The following is a 17,117-nucleotide window of genomic DNA, read 5'->3' as shown; positions in this document are numbered from 1 at the left end:
GCGACAGCACCCGATGGACTTGCAACCTGCCTTGGCAGACCTTATTCATAGCGACATAACAGGACAGCCCATCGGCCCCCAACGCGCATGAATCCGTTTCAAGGTCACGACATTGACGCTCGCGCGCGGCGACTTCTGCGAACGCTGATCGCCCAGTACCTGTCCGACGGTGAGCCCGTAGGTTCGCGCACCCTTGCCCGTTCGTCGGGCCTTGAGGTCAGCCCGGCCACCATCCGCAACATCATGGCGGACCTGGAGGATGCGGGCCTTGTGGCTTCGCCGCACACCTCGGCGGGGCGCATTCCCACGCCGCGCGGCCTGCGCCTGTTCGTGGACAGCCTGCTGGAGCTGAAACCGCTGGCCCGCGAGGACATGGCATTTCTTCAGCGCGAATTGCCGCCTCACCAGACGACGACCCGAGATTTGCTCGGCAACGTGTCCAACCTGTTGTCGGCGATGACGCGCTTCGCTGGCGTGGTGTCCGTGCCTCGTCAGGCGGATTTTCCGCTGCGACATATTGATTTTGTCAGTTTGCCCGATGCCCGCGTGCTCGTGATTCTGGTGTTTTCCGACAACCAGGTTCAGAACCGCGTAGTCCAGCTGGCCAAGCCACTGGAATCGGGCGAGCTGGAACAGGCTGCCAATTATCTCAACAGCCAGTTTGTGGGGTTCCGCCTCGCGGATATCCGCACCCATCTGATGAGCGAGCTCCGCGAAGCCGGCAGCGAGCTCAATCGTCTTCTGTCCAGCGCCGTGGAGCTGGCCGCTGCGTCGTTCGCGCCCGATGGGGAGGGCGATGACGTCCTGGTCAGCGGTCAGACGAACCTGATGGGCTATTCAGAGCTGGCCGACATCGAGCGCCTGCGCGACCTTTTTGATGCTTTCCAGCAAAAACGCGATCTTCTCCAGCTGATGGAGATGTGCGTCAAGGCACCTGGTGTACGCCTGTTTATTGGCGAGGAATCGGGTTTTTCTGCCCTGGATGGCTGCAGCATCGTCACCGCGCCGTACGGCGCCGGCGGCCGCATGCTCGGCGCGATCGGAGTTATTGGACCGACGCGTATGGCATATGAGCGGGTCATCCCCGTGGTACAAGCCACGGCCGGACTGCTCAGCGACGCCTTGAATCGCGCGGCAGCGACCTCATAACCCGCCTCGGGAGGCGGATTTTCCGCGAATGTGTGGCCCGGTCGTCGATCGGGCCCTGTAGCTGACATTTGGAGTCAACATGAGCAACAACGATAACCACGTGCCCGATCCGGCGCAGGACGACACCGTGGCCACCGACGACGTATCTGCCGAGCTTGATTCGCTGAATGCGAAGCTCGCAAAGGCCGAAGCCGAGCTGGCCCAGATGCGTGAAAGCGTTTTGCGTGAGCATGCGGAAATCGAGAATCAGCGTCGCCGCCTTCAGCGCGACCTCGATCAGGCCCGCCGCTTCGCCAATGAGAAGCTTCTCGGCGAGCTGCTGCCGGTTTACGACGCGCTCTACAGTGGCCTGGCGGTCGAAAACAGCGATCTTGAAAAAATGCGCCACGGCATCGAGCTGACTCTTCAGTCGCTGGACAAGGTCGCCGACAATCACGGCCTGAAAGTGATCAATCCGATCCACGAGGCGTTCAACCCGGAGCACCACCAGGCGATCCAGGCCATTGATTCCAACGAACACCCGCCTGGTACCGTGGTAAGCGTGCTTCAGAAGGGCTTCGTTCTGAACGATCGCCTGCTGCGCCCGGCCCTGGTCGTGGTGGCGCGGGACGCCGACTGAACGAACCCCGGCGCGCGTGTCGAATGCGGCGCCAAAACGCACCAAAAAGCATTGAATCCAAGGGGCTGAGCCCCACCTAGCAATCAGTCGCGGCCGCGGGGGTCGCTTAAAAATTTTTCGGAGCAACGTCACATGGGCAAAATCATCGGTATCGATCTGGGCACGACCAACTCCTGCGTCGCAGTGATGGAAGGTACGACCGCCCGCGTCATCGAAAATGCGGAAGGTGATCGCACCACGCCGTCCATCATCGCCTACACCAAGGATGGGGAAGTCCTGGTTGGCGCACCGGCCAAGCGCCAGGGCGTGACCAACGCCAAGAACACCCTCTACGCAGTGAAGCGCCTCATCGGCCGCAAGTTCACTGACGCAGAAGTGCAGAAAGACATCAGCATTGTTCCTTACAAGATCGTGGCGCACGACAACGGCGACGCGTGGGTTGAAACCTCCGACGGCAAGAAGATGGCGCCGGCAGAAATTTCGGCCAAGGTTCTGATGAAGATGAAGACGACGGCCGAAGCCTACCTGGGCGAGACGGTCACCGAGGCCGTGGTCACGGTGCCGGCGTACTTCAACGACAGCCAGCGCCAGGCCACCAAGGACGCCGGCAAGATCGCGGGCCTGGACGTCAAGCGCATCATCAACGAGCCGACCGCTGCTGCGCTGGCTTACGGCATCGACAAGAAGGGCGGTGATCGCAAGATCGCGGTCTACGATCTGGGCGGCGGCACGTTCGACGTTTCCATCATCGAAATCGCTGAAGTCGATGGCGAGAAGCAGTTCGAAGTGCTGGCCACCAACGGCAACACGTTCCTGGGTGGCGAAGATTTCGACGCCCGCGTCATCGACTATCTGGTGGAAGAGTTCAAGAAGGAGCAGGGCATTGACCTGCGCAAGGACGCCCTTGCCCTTCAGCGCCTGAAGGACGCCGCCGAGCGCGCGAAGATCGAGCTGTCCTCCACGCACCAGACTGACGTGAACCTGCCGTACGTGACCGCTGATGCCAGCGGCCCGAAGCACATGAACATCAAGCTGACCCGCGCCAAGCTGGAGTCGCTGGTGGAAGACCTGGTCAAGGGCACCATTGATCCGTGCCGCACGGCGCTGAACGACGCCGGCCTGCGCGTGTCGGATATCGACGAAGTGCTGCTGGTGGGTGGACAGACCCGCATGCCCAAGGTGCAGGAGTCGGTGAAAGACTTCTTCGGCAAGGAGCCGCGCAAGGACGTGAACCCGGACGAAGCTGTCGCCGTGGGCGCAGCCATTCAGGGCGGCGTGCTGGGCGGTACCGTCAAGGACGTGCTGCTGCTGGACGTGACCCCGCTGTCGCTGGGTATCGAGACGATGGGTGGCGTGTTCACCAAGCTGATCGAGAAGAACACCACCGTGCCGACCAAGGCATCGCAGGTCTTCTCCACCGCTGATGACAACCAGACCGCCGTCACCGTGCACGTGCTGCAGGGTGAGCGCGACCAGGCCAAGTTCAACAAGACGCTGGGCAAGTTCGACCTCAGCGGCATTGAAGCTGCGCCGCGCGGCATGCCGCAGATTGAAGTGGCATTCGACATTGATGCCAATGGCATCATCCACGTGTCGGCCAAGGACAAGAAGACCGGCAAGGAGCAGAAGGTCGAAATCAAGTCCGGCTCGGGCCTGACCGACGAGGAAGTGGCACGCATGGTGGCGGATGCCGAAGCGCACCGCGAAGAAGACAAGAAGTTCCAGGAGCTTGTCACCACGCGTAACAAGGCCGACCAGATGATCCACGGCACCCGCAGCCAGCTCAAGGAGCACGGTGGCAAGATTCCGGCTGATCAGCTGGCTGCCATCGACGCGGCGGTGTCTGATCTTGAGAAGGCCAAGGACGGCGACGACAAGTCGGTCATTGAAGCCAAGATCGCCAAGCTGGAAGAAGTTGCCCAGGCACTCAATTCGGCAGCCAGCGCCGGCAGCGCGGACGCCGGTGACGCGGGCCACCAGTCGGCTCCGGGTGGCGGTTCGGCCCAGCCGGACGACGTGGTCGATGCCGAGTTCACGGAAGTCAAAGACGACAAGAAGTAAGTCGTCGGGCGTGAACCGTACGCAATGAGTAGAATCCGCGCGGACTCACATCGGTCCGCGCGGTTTTTTGGAGGCAAGGGATGTCGCATTGCGACTGGTTGATGAAAGTATGAGCAAGCGGGACTACTACGAAATTCTGGGTGTCGAGCGCACGGTGTCTGATGCCGAGCTCAAAAAGTCGTTTCGTCGCATCGCGATGAAATGCCACCCTGACCGCTGCCCGGACGATCCGGCTGCGCAGGAAAAATTCAAGGAAGCCAAGGAGGCCTACGAGATCCTGGCAGACGCGCAGAAGCGCGCAGCCTACGATCAGTACGGCCATGCCGCGTTTGAAGGCGGTGGCTTCGGTCGTGGCGGTGGCGCCGGTTTTGGCGACGTCGGCGACATCTTCGGTGACATTTTTGGCGATATCTTCGGCGGTGGCGGCGGTCGCCAGCGTGCACGTCGCGGCTCTGACCTCCGCTACATGATGGATCTGGATCTCGAAGAAGCCGTGTTTGGCGTCGAGAAGAAGATCGACATTCCCACTCAGGTCAATTGCCAGCATTGCAATGGCACGGGCTCGGAAGACGGCAAGGTCAGCACGTGTACCACCTGTCACGGTCACGGCCGTGTGCGCATGCAGAATGGCATCTTCTCCATCCAGCAGGCGTGCCCCACGTGCCACGGCAGCGGCCAGTCGGTCGACAAGCCGTGCAAGAAATGCCATGGCGAAGGCCGTCTTGAGGAATCGCGTACGCTGTCCGTCCGCATCCCGGCAGGCGTCGATAACGGAGACCGCATTCGTCTTACCGGTCAGGGCGAAGCGGGTCCGGCAGGTTCGCCGGCTGGTGATCTGTACGTGGAAGTGCGCGTGCGAGAGCACGACATCTTCCAGCGTGACGGCAGCGACCTGTATTGCGAGGTTCCCATTCGCTTCGCGCAGGCCGCGCTCGGCACGGACCTCAAAGTGCCTACCCTGGAAGGCGATGTGTCGATCAACGTTCCGCCCGAAACACAGACCGGTCACCAGTTCCGCCTGCGCGGTCGCGGTGTGAAGTCGGTGCGCGGTGGCCGTACGGGCGACCTCATCTGCACCGTGGTTGTGGAAACACCCGTGCGCCTGACCAAGGAGCAGCGCGAGCTTCTCCAGCAGCTGGAAGCCACGTTTGATGGCGCGGAAGCCGGCAAGCACACGCCGCGTTCCACCACGTTCATTGATGGCGTCAAGCAGTTCTGGTCACGCGTGACGTCCTGATTGGCCCATGCAGCAGATAAAAAGGCACCTCCGGGTGCCTTTTTTATGCGGCGCTCCTTTGAAACGTTGTGGGGGGGCGTGCTTGCGTGCGATCCCTGCGAAGCGCAACGCGTGAGGCGGCCGGCAAACCCCCATTTGTAAGCACGCTCACTCCGAGGCCGGGTTCGTGGTTGCGACGAGTGCCTCCTCAAACTGTGAGCCATAGCACGTTTGTATTGTGAGGCAGGAGACGTTTGCCAATCGAGAACGTACACTCGAAAGGTTGAGTTCACGGCAAAGGAAGGGGCATGACCGACTCACTGGCGCAGCTGCGCACGGCTGGCGTTGACCTGGGCGGTCTGATGACCGTGTTGGGACGCCACCTGTATTCCACGCCGTTCGTGGCGCTTCGCGAACTCGTGCAGAACGCGCACGACTCCATCACCCGTCGCCGCATCGAAGACCCGGATTGGGCTGGCGCTTCCCGCATCACCGTCAGTGCGGACCTCAAGGCCAATATCGTGCGGGTCACCGACACCGGCGCAGGCCTCACGGAGGACGAAGTCCATCGTTACCTGGCCACGGTCGGTGTGGGCTATACCCGCCAGCTTCGTCAGGGTGGGCACGATGCGGAAGGCCTGATCGGCATGTTCGGTCTCGGCTTCCTGTCGGCTTTCGTACTGGCCGAGCGGGTGACCGTCACCACCACGTCCTATCAACAGCCGGATCGCGGCTGGCGCTATCAGTCCAGCACGGGCGAGAAGTACACGCTGACCGAAGTCCCCGCGCGCGAAGTTGGCACCGTGGTGGAACTTGAACTACGTGACGCCTATTCCCAGCTGGCAGGCGAAGGCTATCTGTCTCGCGTGCTCATGCGCTATTGCGCATTGCTGCGCGAACCCATCCACATCGGTACGTCGGACGAACCGGTGAACGCCATCGCGCCGCCGTGGCGGCACGTAGAAGGCGCGCCCATCGAACATCCGGTGGCCGCGCGCAAGCGCGACCTGGCTTTCGCGGCCCGCTTCGAAACCGACTTCGAGCCCATCTGCTGCATCCCCGTGGGCGGCGCCGAGAAAAGCGACGTGCGCGGCATGCTCTGGATTCAGGATGGCGGCACTTACGGCCATTCGGACAATCGCAACCTTTCCGTTTTCGTCCGCGGCATGTTGCTTGACGACGATGCACGCGACCTGTTGCCTGCATGGGCCGGCTACATCGGTGGCGTGATCGAGTCCGATGGGCTTACGCCCACCGCCAGCCGCGAAGACCTTCAGCGCGACGACGCGTACCGTCATGCGCAGCGCGCCCTCGCCGAAGCGCTGGTGGAAGGTCTGGCCGCATTGCCGCGTACGCAGCCGGACGCATGGCGCCGTGTGCTGCGCCGTCATAACGAAGCGCTGCTCGGCGCCGCACTGTCCGATGCACGCCTGTTCGACCTGGTTGCCGACGACGTTCGCATTCCCACCTCGCACGGTGACATGAAGGCTTCGGCACTCGCCAGCAACAAGGGTGTGCACGTCAGTCTGGGCGGCGAAGGCGGGTTTGAAGAAATGCTGTTCCGCGCGCTGCGCGTGCCCGTTGCGCGTGGTGATCGCTATGCCGTGCTGCCGTTCCTGCGCGAATGGGTGAAGCGTCACGGTGGCCGGCTCATCGAGATCGGTACGGAGCAGGGCAACCGCCAGCTGTTCTCCGACGCGCCCGTGCCTGCTGATGTGCTCACGTGGTTGCAGGCGGGTCTTGCCGACAACGAAACCGTGGTGCCCGCGCGATTCGCTCCGGCAGAGCTTCCCCTTGTGGTCGTTCCGGATCGTGATGCCGAACTCAAGCGGGTGCTGGAAGACGACGCCGCGGACAAGCGCATCTCGATGTCCGCGCTGCGTCTGGTCCGGGGTTTTACCGCAGGCATCGACGGTTCCGTGCGCGCCCGGCTCTACGTGAACCTGGACAACCCCGCCGTCAAGGCGTTGCTGGACACCCACGCGACCGGTGGCGATACGCGCGCGGCGCTGCGGCTGTTGAAGGCGATGAAGGTGTTGATGGCAGCGGGCACCGAACAGGATGGCTCGCTTGATCTGAATGCGGCGCTTGGCGATGTGGGCCATAGCGTGCTGGCTTTGCTGCGTCCCGCAACGATCGACGCAGACCAATAACGAACGATCAGGAGTTGGAATGGATATCTGGAAGTGGGTCAACGATACGGGTGAAGCGCTGCGCAGGGAGGGGCAACATCGTGTCGCCGACCTGATGGATCTGATTCCCTCGGAATTGCACGAAAATCGCCCGGAACGCGTGGAAGCTCTGCTTCCCGAGGCCATTGCGGCCGCGCGCGCCATGCGCAATCCGTGGCTGGAAGTGTTCTTCCGGCACTGGGGTTTGCAGAACCGCCTGCGCAATCTTTACGAAGGCGAAAAGGCATTGCCCGAGGCTGCTGCGCTGCTTGAATTTGCGCACCGCGACGACACGCGCGAATGCCCGCAGGCCGTTTGCACCACTCAGGATATCGCCATCTGCTACGGCAACGTGGACGGTCGCGGCTGGGTGCCGGAGCGTCTGGAGGTCTGCGCCGAAACGCTCGCCCGCATCGAGCCCAGCCGTCCGTGCTACGACTGCATTTCCCGCGAATATGCGCTGGCGCTGATGGACGATGGTCGTAGCCGCGAGGCCGCCGAATACCTGGAGTCGCAGGCAAAGAACATCCTCGATGACGGCGGTGAGCCGGGCGAGGCATATCGCGAAATCCAGGCGCAGGCCCATGGTTACGCCGGCGACCTGGACAAGGCGCTGGACATGCTGGCTGAGCTGGACGAAGAGGGCGGCGACGAAGGCGACCGTCTTTCGCGTGCCACGCTGCGCGCGCAGCTGCTGGCCCGCGCAGGCCGCCTGGACGAAGCGTGGGAAGCGCTGCCGCCTTTCAGTTCGCAGATCGTGCCGGGCCTTTACGGCAATTGGTCCGAAGCGGTATCGCTCATCGTGCACGGCGATCCGGAACGCAACGACTGGCGCCTCGGTCGCTTGCTCGAAACGATGGTCAACCACATGGACCGCGTGGGCTCGCATCGCAAGGCCATCGAGCAAGCCCTGCTGCATGCGCATCTGGCGGTGGATCGCGGCGCGTTCTGGACGGCGCGTCGTGCGCTGGAAGTGGCGAAGCGTCACCTTCCGCTGCTGCGCGTGGATGGTGGCGCGGCGGCGCGGATCAATGCGCAGGCCGCTGTAGTGGCCGCAGCCGGAAGCGCAGCGCGAACGCTTCCCGTGCCTGCGGAAGCTCTGTGCGAACACATCCAGAATGACGAAAATTCCAGCCCCGAACGTGATATTGATCTGCTGTTGATCGCCGGGCAGGAGCGTCCGGATGACGCCCAGCTGGCCGACCTTACGGCATCGGCGATGGTTGCCTGCGGCGCCACTACCGAAGCGATCAACTTCCTTCAGGATTTCGTGCGCACCCATCTCGATGATGAAGCGCTCCCGCTTGGACGTCTGCTTGACCTGCTGCTGGACGAAGACGATGACTCCGCGGTGGAGCGCTTCGCCGTCCAGATCGAATCGGTCAACCCGGTGTTCGCGCACTGGTCGCGCGCCCGCCTGGCGTTTGCGCGTGAGCGATGGGCTGACGTCGGCACGCACATCACGGCGCTGCTTGAGCTGGCGCCCGATGCAGCTGGCGCGCGTCGTCTCTGGGCCAATGCCGCCATGTCGGCGCACGATTTCGCCACGGCGGTTCGCCTTCGCCGCGAACTGGTGCAGATGTCGGATACGGCGACGGATGACGACTGGGACCTGATGACGGCCGCCAGCGCGGGCGGCGACTGGGATGCCGTGCGCTTCTCGGCGGCGCGCATCGGCATGCAGCTTTCCAGTGAATCGGGCCCGGTGCAGGAAGACTGGGGCTGGATTCGTCTTCGCTACGACGAAGATGGCGAGGTCAACGAGTATTTCGCCCGGCGCACGGGCCCGGTGACGGCGGAAGTGACGGGCATTGCACCCCCGGGGCGTCCGCAGCATGTGCACGATACCGTCGTGTTCGATGCGGCCGCGCTTGAGCCCATGCCCGAAGATGAGGAAGAGCGTCGCCGGTTCCTCGTTCCGTATCGCGTGGTGCACACGACGCATAGCGCCGACTATCGCGCGTGGTTCGTGGACGGTGCGCATCCGGGCGAAGAGCACGCCGATGCGTTTCGCGCTGCGTTGCAGGCGGATCGCTGGGCGATGTGGGTTACCAGTGGCGATGAGTACGTGATTGACGATCCGGCCAAGCCGAATGGCGAGGGCCTTGAAGGCTGGTATTTCTTCCTGGCATCGCCGCCGGGCGTATCGGCCATCGAAGTGGATCGTCGCTTGAAGGAACTGACCGGCCATTGGGAACATCCCATGTGCTGGTATCGCCTCGCTGAGGCAGCGGGCGTCGACACTTCGGTGCACGAGCGCATCGCGGAGAAGTACGGGCTGTAACGCGCCAGGAAAGGTCGCCAGTGGTCGCCGCGCTTGCCGTGGCGCGCCACTGGCGGCACAGTGCAGGGCTTCTGATAGCCCTGCATGTCGAGGTATGTGATGACCCGCGCTTTTCGTCTTGCCATCAGTGGCGCTTCCGGTCGCATGGGTGCGGCGCTGTTGTCGCTCGTTCGTGACGACGCGCGCTTTGAACTCGTGCATGCCACGGTGAGCCCGGGGTCTGCACACGCCGGCAAGCCGGTGTATCGCGACGAGGTGCAGACGTTGCGCTTCGCGACCGATTGGGCAGGCGCGCCGACCATCGACGCCATTATCGACTTCAGTGGTCCGGCCGGCCTTGCTGCTGTACTGGATCATGCTCAGGCGCACGGCATTGCCGTCGTCACCGGCACCACTGGCCTGGATGCCACCATGGAGCAGCGCCTGAAAGATGCCGCGCAGCGCATTGCCGTGCTGCGCGCTGCCAATTTCAGCCTTGGCGTTGCCGTTCTCAGCCGCCTGTTGAAAGAGGCCGCTGCGGCGCTGGATACGTGGGACCTGGACATCGTCGAGGCCCATCACTCGCGCAAGGAAGATGCGCCTTCGGGCACGGCGCTGGCGCTGGGTGAGGCTGCGGCTGCCGCTCGTGGTGCCACGCTGGAGGAACTGGCGGTGTATGCGCGGGAGGGGCGTCCGGGGGCACGCAAGGCCGGCACCATCGGGTTTGCCGTGGTGCGCGGCGGGGACATTGTGGGTGAGCACACCGCGATGCTGATGGGGCAGGGCGAGCGTGTCGAGCTGACGCACCGGGCGACGGATCGCAGCATTTTTGCCCGCGGCGCGCTGGAATCCGCGGCGTGGATTGCGGGTCGGGCATCGGGGGCGTGGACCATCGACGACGTGATTGCCGCGAAGGTCTGAACTCCCGTCGTCTTCCGCAAGCCGGTTCCCACATGAACGTGACATGCTAAACTCCGCCCCGATGTCATTGGGGAGTAGCCATCCTCGTTCCCCCTGAGGAGTTCGCGTCAACAGACTTGGCGGCCTTGTGCCCCATGGCGCGAACGGTAACCGTCACCTTCGGTGGCGGTGTGCCCGGCGAGACCTTTGGCCATCGACACGCTCACCCGGGCCGGGCGAGCCGTGTCGTTGCGCCATCGGTATTTGCTCGCCCGGCTCAGTTGATCCCATGCTGCTGACTGCGTTTTTATTCCTGGTTTCCGCAGGCGCGATCTATTTCGCCTGCGAATACTTCGTAAATGGTGTGGAGTGGTTCGGTCGCAAGTTGAGTCTGGGCGCGACCGCCACCGGTACCGTGCTGGCCGCCTTCGGCACGGCATTGCCAGAAAGCGCGGTGACTTTCGTCGCCGTGATGTTCGGCAAGTCTCCCGAAGCCAAAGACATCGGCGTCGGCGCGGCGCTGGGTGGCCCGCTGGTGCTGGCGACCATCGCCTACGCGGTGGTGGGTTTCGCCTTGTTCCTCAACCGTCGGCGCCTGCATCGTGTGGATGACCGCATCCGCGTCGATCATCGCCGCCTGGCTCGCGATCAGTCCTGGTTCCTTGGCATCTTCATCGTGAAAGTGGGCCTCGGCCTCGTGGCCTTCGCGTGGAAGCCCTGGCTCGGCGTGCTGTTCCTCGCTTCGTACGCCCTGTACGTGTGGCGCGAAATGCGCGATGACGACAGCGCACCGGACGATGAGGAGGACCTGGAGCCGCTTAAATTCCGCCCGAACGTGCTTGATCCCAGCATGAGCTGGGTGGCCACGCAGACCCTGCTGGCATTGGTGGTGATCGCCATTGCGTCGCGCATTTTCGTGGGCCAGCTGGAGGCCATCGGCGAGGCATTCTCGCTGTCGCCGCACCTCGTGGCCCTGGTGCTCAGTCCTGTGGCGACCGAGCTGCCCGAGACCGTGAATGCGCTGATCTGGGTGCGTCAGGGCAAAGAGCGGCTGGCCCTGGCCAACATCTCCGGCGCCATGATGATTCAGGCCACCATTCCCAGCTCACTGGCCCTGTTCGCCACGCCGTGGCTGTTTGATGCGCCGCTGATCGTCGCGGGCGTCATCACCAGCATCGCGGTGGTTGCGCTTTGGGTCATGTTCCGCCGTGGCGCCGTCAACGCCCGCTGGCTGATGCCGATTGGCCTGCTGTACGGCGTGTTTGCCGCCTACGTAGCGTGGCACTTCTCTCGCTGAGGCCACCTGTCGCAGCAAGCTCGCCCCACCTGTGGTGGCGGGCTTGCTCGCGATGACCGGGCGTTAGCGTTTCAGGAAAGTCAGTCCCGATGCGAGGCGCTACGATCCCGCCCCGCGCCAAGCTGCCGATCCCACTTGCCAAAAATCTTCTTGAACACCCGGGAGAACTTGCCGCGCTTGGTCTTGCGCAGCTTTTCCTCTTCGCTGGTGAGCCAGGCGACCTGGATGACCCGGCGCTCGCCCTCATAGGGCAGGTGGCCGTGAAACGAGTTCTCGGTGCGGCGGAAAACGGCAAATTCGCCGAAAAGCGGCTTCAGCTCGGGCGCCACCGTGTCGTCGATGTTGTCGATGCTGCGCAGGAAGCGCAGACAACCGTCGCTGGTATCGGGCCATTGCTGATTCAGGTAAATGAGCGCCGTAGCCACTTTCGACTTGCTATCGGTGTGAATCGTGCCGTGGCGTCGGTTCAGCAACCGGCACAGGGTGATGAGGGTGGGGTACTGGCCCAGATTGTCGATACCCAGCTGTCGGCCGATGGCTGCGGCAAAGGCGGGCGAGCTCATCTGCTCAACCAGGTCGTTCACGGACGGCCCGCAATCGCTGGCGTCGTACGGGAAGAAACCCGCACTGGCGTACTGCGGGAAATCGCGCTCCAGATCGCTGCGCGCCTCGTCCGGGAGCTGCCCATGGGCAATCATGAACGGGAAAGGCTCGAGGTGGACGTCGGTGTCGGAGCGGTCCAGGCGGGCAGGATCGAGCAACATGGGGCGTTATCTTCGGGCCGGTAGGTTAAGGGGATTGTAACCTTGTTATAACGGAACATCCGTGGCCGCCAAAGCGTTTAGAATTCCTGCTGCAATGCAACGGTAACGGTGGACAGAAAGGCGCTGTGCACCTATCATTCTGTCCCGCCCACGATCCTTATCCCCAAGGTCCACGAGCCGCTCTGCGGTGGCTTGCGGACCTTGCTGCACCTGAAAGGCGGCCTTTCCCATGCGTACTCCCGCTCTGCTTGCCCTCGAAGATGGCAGCCTGTTCCACGGCCATGCGGTCGGTGCCCGCGGTGAAACCGTTGGCGAGGTAGTGTTCAACACTGCCATGACGGGCTACCAGGAGATCCTCACGGACCCCTCCTATTCGCGACAGATCGTTACCCTTACCTATCCGCACATCGGCAACACGGGCACCAACCCGGTGGACGTCGAATCCGACCGCGTGCACGCGGCCGGTCTCATCGTCCGCGATGTGCCGCGCCTGGCCAGCAACTGGCGCAGCGTTGAACCGCTGCCCGCCTACCTTGAGCGCCAGAACATCGTCGCCATCGCCGGCATCGACACCCGTCGCCTGACCCGCATCCTTCGCGAGAAGGGCGCGCTGTCCGGCTGCATCGTTGCCGGTGATGCCATCGACGCTGACGCCGCCATCGCGAAAGCACGCGGCTTCGAAGGCCTCAATGGCATGGACCTGGCCAAGGTTGTCAGCACCACGAAGACCTACCAGTGGTCCGAGGGCGTATACGACCTGGACAAGACGGCCTTCTACAACTCACCCAAGCGCTTCCGCGTGGTGGCTTACGACTTCGGCGTGAAGCAGAACATCCTGCGCCTGCTGGCCGGTCGTGGCTGCGACATCACGGTGGTGCCCGCGCAGACGCCCGCAAAAGACGTACTGGCGATGAATCCGGATGGCGTGTTCCTCGCCAACGGCCCGGGCGACCCGGCGGCGTGCGACTACGCCATCGAGGCCACCCGCGAGATTCTGGACACGCGCCTGCCGCTGTTCGGCATCTGCCTGGGTCACCAGATCATGGCGCTGGCCATCGGTGCGAAGACGCTGAAGATGAAGTTTGGTCACCACGGTGCCAACCATCCGGTGAAGGATCACGACAACGGCCGCGTGCTGATCAGCTCGCAGAACCACGGTTTCGCCGTGGATGCCTCCACGCTGCCGGCGAATGCACGGGTGACGCACACCTCGCTGTTTGACGGTTCCCTGCAGGGCTTCGCGCTCAGCGACCGACCGGCCTTCTGTTTCCAGGGCCATCCGGAAGCCAGCCCGGGTCCGCAGGATCTGGACTACCTGTTCGACCAGTTCATTGCCTCGATGGAACAGCACGGCAAGACGAAGGCGTAACCGCCGCCTTGCCCCAAGTGGCGGCCTTCACCGGCCGCCTGCTGACCTCAACGCCTGCGAAAGCGAGAAACCCATGCCCAAGCGCTCAGATCTGAAAACCATCCTCGTCATTGGTGCTGGCCCGATTGTCATCGGTCAGGCCTGCGAGTTCGACTACTCCGGCGCCCAGGCCTGCAAGGCCCTGCGCGAAGAGGGTTACCGCGTCGTCCTGGTCAATTCCAACCCGGCGACCATCATGACCGACCCGGACACCGCCGATGCGGTGTACATCGAGCCGATCAACTGGCAGACGGTGGAGCGCATCATCGAGAAGGAGCGCCCGGATGCGGTGCTTCCCACGATGGGTGGCCAGACCGGCCTCAACTGCGCGCTTGATCTGGCCGACAACGGCGTGCTCGACAAGTACAACGTCGAACTGATCGGTGCATCGCGCGAAGCCATCCGCATGGCCGAAGACCGCGACCTGTTCCGCAAGGCCATGGCCGACATCGGCCTGGAATGCCCGAAGGCGGGCGTTGCCCGCTCCATGGAGCAGGCGCTGGAAATCCAGGCCACCGTCGGCTACCCGACCATCATCCGCCCCAGCTTCACGCTGGGTGGTTCCGGTGGCGGCATTGCGTACAACAAGGAAGAGTTCGTCGAGATCATCGGCCGCGGCCTTGAGCTTTCCCCTGTGCACGAAGTGCTGGTGGAAGAGTCGGTGCTCGGCTGGAAGGAATTCGAGATGGAAGTGGTCCGCGACAAGGCGGACAACTGCATCATCGTGTGCTCGATTGAAAACTTCGATCCGATGGGCGTCCATACGGGCGACTCCATCACTGTCGCGCCGGCACAGACGCTGACCGACAAGGAATATCAGCGCCTGCGCAACGCATCCATCGCGGTGCTGCGCAAGATCGGCGTTGATACCGGCGGCTCCAACGTACAGTTCGGCATCAATGCCGAAGACGGTCGCGTGGTGGTCATCGAAATGAATCCGCGCGTGTCGCGCTCCTCGGCGCTGGCCTCCAAGGCCACGGGCTTCCCCATCGCCAAGGTCGCCGCCAAGCTTGCAGTGGGTTACACGCTGGACGAACTGCGCAACGACATCACCGGCGGCCTCACGCCCGCGTCGTTCGAGCCGTCCATCGACTATGTCGTCACCAAGATCCCGCGCTTCGCCTTCGAGAAATTCCCGGCCGCTGATGCGCGCCTCACCACGCAGATGAAGTCGGTAGGTGAAGTGATGGCCATGGGCCGCACGTTCACCGAGTCGATGCACAAAGCACTGCGTGGCCTGGAAATCGGCAAGACCGGCCTCAACCCGACCGGCCTGGACATCGGTAGCGAGGAAGGCTTCCAGACGCTGAAGCGCGAACTGCGCGAGCCGCGTCCGGATCGCGTGTTCCATGTGGCTGACGCTTTCCGCGCCGGCCTCAGCCTGCAGGAAGTATTCGACCTCACGCGCATTGATCCGTGGTTCCTTGCCGCGTTCGAAGACATCGTGATGACCGAAGGCGAAGTGCAGCGTCAGGGCGTGTCCGCGCTGGACGAGCCGCGCATGCGCGAACTCAAGCGCATGGGCTTCTCCGACGCCCGCCTTGCCGAGTTGGCCGGCACCGACGAATCCGCGCTTCGCGCCCTGCGTCATGGCCTGGGTGTGCGCCCGGTGTACAAGCGCGTGGACTCCTGCGCCGCCGAGTTCGCCACTACCACCGCGTACATGTATTCCACGTACGAGGAAGAGTGCGAGGCCAATCCGACCAACCGCGACAAGATCATCGTGCTGGGTGGTGGCCCGAACCGCATCGGGCAGGGTATCGAGTTCGACTACTGCTGCGTGCACGCAGCGCTCGCCCTGCGCGAGGATGGTTTTGAAACCATCATGGTCAACTGCAACCCGGAAACCGTTTCCACCGACTACGACACCTCCGACCGCCTGTTCTTCGAGCCGCTGACGCTGGAAGACGTGCTGGAAATCGTCGACCTCGAAAAGCCGAAGGGCGTGATCGTGCAGTACGGCGGCCAGACGCCGTTGAAGCTTGCGCGTGCGCTTGAGGCTGCCGGCGTGCCGGTCATCGGCACCAGTGCCGACTCCATCGACCTGGCCGAAGATCGCGAGCGCTTCCAGCAGCTGATCGAGCGCGTGCAGCTGAAGCAGCCGCCGAACCGCACCGCCCGCAACGCGGAAGAAGCGCTGGCGATGGCGGGCGAGATCGGCTATCCGCTGGTCGTGCGTCCCAGCTATGTGCTGGGCGGCCGCGCCATGGAAATCGTCTACGACAACGCCGACCTGTCGCGCTACATCCGCGATGCCGTGCAGGTGTCCAATGATTCTCCGGTGCTGCTGGACCGCTTCCTCGACCACGCCGTGGAAGTGGACGTGGACATCGTTGCCGACGCCACCGGCCAGGTGCTGGTGGGCGGCATCATGGAGCACATCGAAGAGGCAGGCGTGCACTCGGGCGATTCGTCCTGCTCGCTGCCGCCGTACTCGCTGTCTGCCGAGGTGCAGGACGAAATGCGTCGTCAGGTCACGTTGCTTGCGCGTGAGCTGAAGGTGGTTGGCCTGATGAATACCCAGTTCGCCATCCAGGGCGACGAGGTGTTCATTCTTGAAGTGAACCCGCGCGCCTCGCGTACGGTGCCGTTCGTGTGCAAGGCCACGGGGGTGTCGCTGGCCAAGGTGGCCGCGCGTGCCATGGCGGGTCGCTCGCTGGCCGACCAGGGCGCTACGAAGGAAGTCATCCCGTCGTACTACTCGGTCAAGGAAGCGATCTTCCCGTTCCTGAAGTTCCAGAACGTCGATCCGATCCTCGGCCCCGAAATGCGTTCCACGGGTGAGGTGATGGGTGTGGGCCGCACCTTCGGTGCCGCGTTTGCGCGCGGTCACGAGGCGGCCGGCATCAAGGCTCCGCCGAAGGGCAAGGTGTTCCTGTCGGTGCGTGATTCGGACAAGGATCGCCTGCTGCCCATCGCGCAGGACGTGGCTCGCCGCGGCTACCAGCTGGTGGCCACCGAGGGCACGGCTGCGTTCCTGGCGAAGCACGACGTGCCGTGCGTGCGCATCAACAAGGTGCTGGAAGGCCGCCCGCACATCGTCGACCTGATCAAGAATGGCGACGTGGTCTATATTGTGAACACGACGGAAGGCAAGCAGGCGATTTCCGACTCCTTCTCCATCCGTCGCGAAGCGCTGCAGCAGCGCGTCACCTATTCCACGACCGTCGCAGGCGCGCGTGCACTCGTGCATTCGCTCGATTTCCACGCCAATGGCGAGGTCAACAGCCTGCAGGAACTGCACAAGGAGCTTCATTCGTGAGCAGCCG

Annotated in this window: 11 protein-coding genes and 1 riboswitch; of the genes, 10 read left to right on the top strand and 1 reads right to left on the bottom strand. The window is 63.5% G+C overall.

Going from position 1 to position 17,117, the window contains the following annotated elements; genetic code table 11:
• Positions 1-87: 87 nt before the first annotated feature.
• The 8 genes from hrcA (at position 88) to FHW69_RS16945 (ending at position 11,676) form a co-directional block, all read left to right on the top strand.
• Positions 88-1,149: a heat-inducible transcriptional repressor HrcA gene (hrcA, locus tag FHW69_RS16980; RefSeq protein ID WP_183424295.1), complete on the top strand. Its 1,062-nt coding sequence runs from the start codon at positions 88-90 to the stop codon at positions 1,147-1,149.
• A 79-nt stretch (positions 1,150-1,228) separates the two neighbouring features.
• On the top strand, positions 1,229-1,768 hold the full coding sequence (grpE, locus tag FHW69_RS16975) for a nucleotide exchange factor GrpE (protein WP_183424294.1): 540 nt from the start codon (positions 1,229-1,231) through the stop codon (positions 1,766-1,768).
• 132 nt (positions 1,769-1,900) lie between these two features.
• A complete protein-coding gene (gene dnaK, locus FHW69_RS16970; RefSeq protein WP_183424293.1) occupies positions 1,901-3,829 on the top strand; it encodes a molecular chaperone DnaK in 1,929 nt (642 codons plus the stop codon).
• Positions 3,830-3,938: 109 nt separating this feature from the next.
• Positions 3,939-5,066 carry a molecular chaperone DnaJ gene (gene dnaJ / locus FHW69_RS16965; RefSeq protein WP_183424292.1) on the top strand — a complete coding sequence of 376 codons (1,128 nt, stop codon included), beginning with the start codon at positions 3,939-3,941 and terminating at the stop codon, positions 5,064-5,066.
• A gap of 287 nt (positions 5,067-5,353) precedes the next feature.
• Positions 5,354-7,198 carry an ATP-binding protein gene (locus tag FHW69_RS16960; RefSeq protein WP_183424291.1) on the top strand — a complete coding sequence of 615 codons (1,845 nt, stop codon included), beginning with the start codon at positions 5,354-5,356 and terminating at the stop codon, positions 7,196-7,198.
• A gap of 19 nt (positions 7,199-7,217) precedes the next feature.
• The gene (locus FHW69_RS16955) at positions 7,218-9,500 is read left to right on the top strand and encodes a hypothetical protein (RefSeq protein ID WP_183424290.1); all 2,283 of its coding nucleotides are present in this window, start codon (positions 7,218-7,220) and stop codon (positions 9,498-9,500) included.
• A gap of 99 nt (positions 9,501-9,599) precedes the next feature.
• Entirely contained in the window at positions 9,600-10,400 is an 801-nt protein-coding gene (dapB, locus tag FHW69_RS16950) for a 4-hydroxy-tetrahydrodipicolinate reductase (RefSeq protein ID WP_183424289.1), read from the top strand.
• 57 nt (positions 10,401-10,457) lie between these two features.
• Positions 10,458-10,607, top strand: a riboswitch (yybP-ykoY riboswitch).
• Positions 10,608-10,668: 61 nt separating this feature from the next.
• Positions 10,669-11,676, top strand: a complete 1,008-nt coding sequence (locus FHW69_RS16945) for a sodium:calcium antiporter (RefSeq protein ID WP_183424288.1) — start codon at positions 10,669-10,671, stop codon at positions 11,674-11,676.
• A gap of 80 nt (positions 11,677-11,756) precedes the next feature.
• Here the strand turns inward: FHW69_RS16945 and FHW69_RS16940 are convergent, their stop codons facing one another.
• Positions 11,757-12,440 carry a 2OG-Fe(II) oxygenase gene (locus tag FHW69_RS16940; RefSeq protein ID WP_183424287.1) on the bottom strand — a complete coding sequence of 228 codons (684 nt, stop codon included), beginning with the start codon at positions 12,438-12,440 and terminating at the stop codon, positions 11,757-11,759.
• A 229-nt stretch (positions 12,441-12,669) separates the two neighbouring features.
• Between FHW69_RS16940 and carA the strand changes: the two genes are divergently transcribed.
• Together carA and carB are read left to right on the top strand one after the other, a co-directional pair.
• Entirely contained in the window at positions 12,670-13,809 is a 1,140-nt protein-coding gene (gene carA / locus FHW69_RS16935; RefSeq protein WP_183424286.1) for a glutamine-hydrolyzing carbamoyl-phosphate synthase small subunit, read from the top strand.
• Positions 13,810-13,882: 73 nt separating this feature from the next.
• Positions 13,883-17,110, top strand: a complete 3,228-nt coding sequence (gene carB, locus FHW69_RS16930) for a carbamoyl-phosphate synthase large subunit (protein ID WP_183424285.1) — start codon at positions 13,883-13,885, stop codon at positions 17,108-17,110.
• The last annotated feature ends 7 nt before the right edge of the window (positions 17,111-17,117 follow it).

Source organism: Luteibacter sp. Sphag1AF, assembly GCF_014192715.1.
GTDB lineage: Bacteria > Pseudomonadota > Gammaproteobacteria > Xanthomonadales > Rhodanobacteraceae > Luteibacter.
This window is presented reverse-complemented; position numbering and strand designations above follow the sequence as displayed.